Origin of the sequence: Thiocapsa roseopersicina (assembly GCF_900106925.1) — a bacterium.
Classification (GTDB): domain Bacteria; phylum Pseudomonadota; class Gammaproteobacteria; order Chromatiales; family Chromatiaceae; genus Thiocapsa; species Thiocapsa roseopersicina.
On sequence record NZ_FNNZ01000064.1, the window covers coordinates 1 to 4,285 of the forward strand.

At 61.8% G+C, this 4,285-nt stretch carries 1 protein-coding gene and 2 pseudogenes; 1 reads left to right on the forward strand and 2 read right to left on the reverse strand.

Annotation, left to right across the window (positions count from 1 at the left end; genetic code table 11):
* Nucleotides 1–1,088 precede the first annotated feature (1,088 nt).
* A pseudogene (locus BLV04_RS24050) lies at nucleotides 1,089–1,592 on the reverse strand (transposase); the annotation flags it as partial.
* Between the two features lie 178 nt (nucleotides 1,593–1,770).
* Here BLV04_RS24050 and BLV04_RS24055 point away from each other — a divergent pair.
* Nucleotides 1,771–3,627, forward strand: coding sequence for an IS1634 family transposase (locus BLV04_RS24055; protein ID WP_093038655.1), 1,857 nt, complete (start codon nucleotides 1,771–1,773; stop codon nucleotides 3,625–3,627).
* 104 nt (nucleotides 3,628–3,731) lie between these two features.
* On the opposite strand, the pseudogene BLV04_RS24060 reads toward BLV04_RS24055, so the two are convergent.
* Nucleotides 3,732–4,285 (reverse strand): annotated as a pseudogene (locus BLV04_RS24060) (hypothetical protein); the annotation flags it as partial.

Here is a 4,285-nt window from a genome sequence, read left to right on the forward strand (position 1 = left end):
AAACGCACACCACGCACAAGAAGGAGCTGGACTCTTTACTCACGCTGAAATTCCAGGCATTCAAGAAATGCGAGCTTGTGCCTATATGAGGTATACTCCAATAAAGAAGCGAAATATTCTCAGAGCGTCCGTGTGCTTCTTAATCATATGAATGCATGGAGGGTTTGTCAAACGCGGAAGTTAACCCTCGTAGTAGAAGCAGATTTTGTACCCTGTCAAGGTTTCGCTGATTTTCCCTTGCCCTTCAGTGAGACCATGTCAACCTGCGCATGGGGCTGGCTATATTCTTGCGGCCCAACAATATACGAAATGATTGAAATGGACAGATGCATATATGCACGAGGACATTCTGCAGCGCCTGTCGCAACGCTAGTTTGCGCGGAAGCGGCACGGCTTCTTATTGAATTTGCAGAGAAGGAATTGACTGAAAGGAACCCAAATAATTATAGCTATTGGGACACCTACGCAAGAATGTATCTTCAACGAAGAGGAGTCAATAGCTACATAGCCTTTAGGAATTATGGCGAGCATGGAGGAATCCCGAACCCTGAGCACAAGCATGCTGGGCTAACAGCGAATACACATCGTGCCGATGTTCTTATGAGTCCACTACATTTTCTCCCAGATTATGCGAAAGGAAGTAAATTTGCTTTCATAAAAACAAGATGTTACGCAAAGGCAAGAGGGTGGGGTCGACTGTTTTTTATGCGAATCCTGGAGAAAAATACATTAATGACTGTGTCTTTGCGTCAGCGATATGAGTTCGTGAAATTCGCGGTTTCTCGATTGATCTCACTGTACTAATTAGGAGCTATCGATACCTGCAATGAGGTCTCGTAATCCAAAATCCTTATGGTCGAAAGAAATACTGTAATATGAACCGCTAGTTAGTGCTCGACCGAAAACCCCGTTTTTTTCCCGCCCCGGCACCCCGTCCTGAATGGCGGGACGGGGCCAGCGTATTCAATTCAGCCTCATTCGATGCCTATTCGCGCAATCCAGGCGCCTTAATAAGAATGACTCGTATCACCGCCATTCCGCAGGCGCACCACTCCCGTCGGGGTCGGCACCGGACCCGATCGAAAGGGTCAAGCGGCGCGTCGTCGGCGCTGTCGTTCCTGCTCGCGTCGCGCCTCCTCGGCCTCCTGCGCCATCAACAGCGCGCCGATGCGCTGGAGGTTGCGCGCCACCACCGCCAAGGCGACATAGCGCTTGAAGCCGTCGATCCCGTGATCGCGACAGCGGTCGAGCCCGTGGACATCCAGCGCGTTGATGGCGGACTCCACGGCGGAGTGTTGCCGGCGCAGCTGGATGAAGCGCGGATCGCCTTCGCGTTCCCGCTCGGCGGCCGAGCACTTGCCCTTCTTCGGCAGCACCGGAAAGTCGATGACCTCGGCCAGGGCGCGTTGGTTGGCGGGACTGTGAAAGCCCTTGTCCATGCTCGCGCTGGCGAGCGTCGGGAAGCGCGCCACGATCTCTTTCACCAATGGAACGGCGACCTGGTCGTCGGTGACGCGCTCCATGACCCGATGGTGCAGGATGAAGCCGTGCTGGTCTTCGCCGATCGCCACGCGCAGACCCAGCTCCACCGGCCCAATTCCGGGGACAGTTTACCTACCCCATCTTTAACACGGTCGCGGCCGATTTCCTGTCCGAAGGCTGCTCATGCCATTGATTCATATGTACACGGCAGCCTTGGCGTGAAAAGTAGTGCCATATTATTTCGGCCTGGCCCTAGGCGCCCGGCAGCGCATGGGCTAGCGTACGGACATGTACATCCGTCGCACGCACACCCGCAACAGCGCCACCGGCGAGCACTACCACACCCACCGCCTGGTGCGCTCCACGCGGGTCGGCGGCAAGGTCCGGCAGATCACGCTGCTGAACTTGGGGCGCCATTTCGCGGTGCCGCCGGGGGAGTGGCCGACGCTGTGCGTGCGCCTGGAGGAGTTGCTCGGCGGGCAGGGCGTGCTGCTGAAGGTCGAGATCTCGGCGGAGCTTGAGCGCACGGCGCAACGCCTGGGCGCCCAACTGCTGGCGCGCCAGCCGGTCACGACCCCCGCGCCGTCGCCGACACCCGAAGCGCCCACACCGGACGCGGCGCCGAGCCCGGCGGCACCCGCCGAGGTCGACACCATCGAGGTGGACTCGCTGATCTTCAGCCGTCCGCGCTCGGTCGGGGTGGAGTCGGTGGGGCTGTGGGCGATGGCGCAGCTGGAGTTCGCCGCCCTGCTGGAAAGCTTGGGCCTGAACGCGCCCGATCGCACCGCGATCCTCGGGGCGATCATCGCCCGGATGGCCGCGCCGGGCTCCGAGCGCGCCACCCGGCGCTGGTTGGTCGAGACCAGCGGGTTGGGCGAATTGCTGGACGTCGACTTCGAGGCGATGAACCTGATGCGGTTTTACCGCGCCTCCGATGCCCTGCTGCGCCACCGCGCCACCATCGAGAAGACGCTGTTCGCTCGGGTCAGTGAGTTCTTCGGGCTGGATTGGACGGTCACGCTCTACGATCTGACCAACACCTTCTTCGAAGGCGAGGCGGCGGCCAATCCCCGAGCCAAGCACGGCCATTCCAAGGAGAAACGCAGCGACTGCCCGCTGGTGACCCCGGGGCTGGTGCTCGATGCCAGCGGCTTCGTGCGCCGTTCCGAGGTCTTCGACGGCAACGTGGTGGAGGGCACGACCTTGGAGGGCATGCTCGTCGGGTTGGGCGCCCCCGCGGGCGCCCTGGTGGTAATGGATCGCGGCATCGCCACCGAGGAGAACGTGGTGTGGCTGCGCGCGCAGGGCTATCGCTATCTGGTGGTGAGCCGGGAGCGTCAACGCCAATTCGATGCGGAGGCGGCGATCTCGATCCGGACCGCCGGCGGAGATCCCGTCGCCGTGCAGCGTGTCCTCGACGCCGAGGGCGGGGAGGTTCGCCTCTACTGTTGTTCCGAGCGCCGGGCACACAAGGAGGAAGGCATCGCCGAGCGTTTTTGCACGCGCTTCGAGGCGGCCCTGCAGACCCTGCACGAGGGACTGGCGCGCCCGCGCACCACCAAGCGCATCGCCAAGCTGTGGGAACGTATCGGGCGGTTGAAGGAGAAGAGTCACGGCGTCGGGCAGCACTACAGCATCACCATCGAGCCGGACGCCGGCGGGGTCAATGCCCAAGCCATCCGCTGGGAACGCCGACCGGTCGACGGCACCTTGGTTACGCACCCCGGGGTCTATTGCCTGCGCACCAACGAGCTGACGTGGGATTCCGAGCAGCTGTGGCGGACCTACGTCATGCTCACCGACCTGGAGGCGGTCTTCCGCTCCTTAAAATCGGAGCTGGGTCTGCGCCCGGTCTACCACCAGACGGCGGAGCGGGCCGAGGGACACCTGTTCATCACCGTGCTCGCCTACCAGTTCGTCCAGATCATCCGGCGGCGCCTGCAGGCGCACGGCATCACCGAGCGGTGGTCCAGTCTGCGTGCGATCCTCGCCGGCCAATGCCGGGTGACCGCCACCTTCCGCCGTCCCGACGGGCGTGCCCTGCATGTGCGCAAGGCCACGCAGCCCGAACCGGCGCAGCTGGCCATCATCCGGGCCCTCGGCAGCGATCCTACCCCGGGAGGCGTGCATAAAATGATTGTCTGAACCCTCATCCCGAAGAATGGCATGTTTGTAGTGCCACTCAGTCACTTCGTTCGGCGTAAGTCAATGAAAGGAAAGGGGGCTTTGGATAGGGTGTTAAACTTGGGCTAATCCCGTTCCAGCAGCTCAAAGAGGTCCAGGGTGTTGGAGTCTCGTCGCGATGGTTTCGGCCCCGGCTTTTGTCGCTTGAGAGGGCGACCGAGGCGTTCCTCCAGAGCTTCGGCAAAGGAATACGGACCGAGCGGTCGACCGGTTCCGGCATGCCCGTGCAGAAGATGGGCGATGTCCATGGCGTCAGGCTCGCCGATGAAGCGATCGCAGTCGGATATCAGCTCCGACAGCGGACGCACGCTGACGAGATCGTCGTCCGCTCCGGCCAGATGGGCTCGGGCACTCGACCACGGCCAGTCCTCCGGTCGTGCACAGAGCCGCGCACGGACGGGACCTTGCTCGTAACCCCGGCCATCGTGGCACGTGGCGCAGAGCGCCAGGGGCAGGCGTGACACCGCAGAGCGGGTGTCACGAGCGACTGATGTCTTGGGTCGCCGGTCTTGGGTCTTGCGAGCGATGAGTGCGGTCAGCGATTTTGATGGTTTCGCGATCAAGTTGCGTGATAGGGGTCGGCGAAGCGCTCCCCCGGTCTCGCGCGGCCGGGGTGTGG